This window comes from Aeromonas sp. 600774, assembly GCF_049175075.1.
Lineage (GTDB): Bacteria > Pseudomonadota > Gammaproteobacteria > Enterobacterales > Aeromonadaceae > Aeromonas > Aeromonas veronii_A.
Genome location: NZ_JAAKUJ010000030.1, coordinates 1 through 1,744, shown reverse-complemented (window position 1 = coordinate 1,744; position 1,744 = coordinate 1). Strand labels below are relative to the sequence as shown.

Here is a 1,744-nt window from a genome sequence, read left to right as displayed (position 1 = left end):
CATAGGCATTAGACGTGCTTAAGAAGTCGATCTCTCCACGTTTCAGCGCCTCAATAGCTTCAGCGCGAGATGGTATATTTTTCACAACGATCTCGATACGCAACAAATGGCTCAACATTCCAACAATGTCAGCGGTAACTCCTTCGTATGCATTAGCGCGTAGTGTAATATCCATAGGAGGATTATCAGGCATTGGGACTCCGAGCACCAAGCGCCCCTTATTTCGCAACCAAAGCCATTCTTCCACATGTAATGGCAAAAAATTTTTATCAATATATTCACTGTCATTTCGCGAATACACATGCAAGAATGGCGACTCAACATGACTTGCTGAGGCAAAAAATGCGCATAATAAGGCCAGAGCGGCTACGTATGATGCTTTCATATTCACAGTAACTCTTGGCGCTTGGCCAGGCTAATCAGGTCAACCATATTGGTCACATTCAGTTTCTGCATCAACCGAGTTTTGTACGTACTGACTGTTTTTTCACTAAGCAACATACTCTCTGCAATTTGTTTGTTGGTATGCCCCTGACATATTTTCATTAAGACACTCATCTCTCTGTTAGATAGGGCTGAAAGGAGATCTTTCTTATCGACTGCATGAGCATTTCTAGCACCATGAATAACCTCTTGCGGGAAGTGAAGTTGACCTTTTTTAATTTTAATTAGTGCACTTTTTAGCAAAGAAAGATCATCCGTTTTGGATATAAAACCATTCGCTCCAGCTTGCAGACAGCGCACAATGGTATGATGTGTGGCTTGTGCAGAAAAAATTATTATTTTAATTTCCGGATCGATTTCTTTGATTCTTTTGATTACCTCAATACCATCCAGTCTGGGAATTACAATATCTAGGATGACTATGTCATGGGTATTTGTACGTGCAACCAAAACAGCATCTACGCCATTGTCAACCTCTGCAATAATATGATGATCGTCTTGCTGAAACAGGATGCGAATAGCCATCCTGATGGCTGGGTGATCATCCACTATCAATATTTTTCTCATATACTTTCCTGCAATGATACCACTTAACATTGCTTATATTAACTATAAAAACATCAAGCGTACCATATGGCGTTTTAATGTTGATAATGTGTTGCGTAATTTAGGTGAAAAATCATATCCCCGCACCTAATCGATAGTTATCTAATATTTTTATACTAAATCATCAATAACTTATAGAGCGATGTGTTCTTTTGAATCTCGATTTTTCATTCGCTAGTTCCCGAATGGCAACCACTCTCATCGGCCACCGTCAGAAGCACGCGCCATCTAGATAAAAAAATACCAAAGTTCATAAAAATCAAAAATATAATAAAATTAATAAACTGATAAGCGAATGAAAACGTTTCGTTTTAAGTTGCTGGTTACAGTCACATTTTGAGATTTTTCCTACACAGCATTCAATCGATCCAAACTGGCCTGACCGCTATCTTTGCTTTCTTTTTCTGGCGAAAAGATGAGCTGGTTGATGAAGCACTGCGCTTTGGCAACCGGCAAGGTTGCTTGGACGAACCTGTCCGGCAAGGTTGAAATGGAAGGCACCTTGGGTGCGTGAAATCAAACGGGTGGCAGCAAATGCCCCCATCAGAAAATGTGTAGGAAATATCAAGATGAAAAAGACTCTGATTGCGCTGACTGTTGCAGGACTGGGCTTTGCCGCCGCCGCTCAGGCCGCTGTGGAAGCCACTGCCACTGCCACCTGGAAGGCTACAGCCAAGAAAGACACTGTGTCTGA

1 protein-coding gene and 2 pseudogenes are annotated in these 1,744 nt (G+C 41.4%); 1 reads left to right on the top strand and 2 read right to left on the bottom strand.

The window, feature by feature from the left end:
- Positions 1 to 385 (bottom strand): annotated as a pseudogene (locus tag G5171_RS20235) (histidine kinase); the annotation flags it as partial.
- 2 nt (positions 386 to 387) lie between these two features.
- A complete protein-coding gene (locus G5171_RS20230; protein WP_421251636.1) occupies positions 388 to 1,011 on the bottom strand; it encodes a response regulator in 624 nt (207 codons plus the stop codon).
- Between the two features lie 608 nt (positions 1,012 to 1,619).
- Here G5171_RS20230 and G5171_RS20225 point away from each other — a divergent pair.
- A pseudogene (locus G5171_RS20225) lies at positions 1,620 to 1,744 on the top strand (fimbrial protein); the annotation flags it as partial.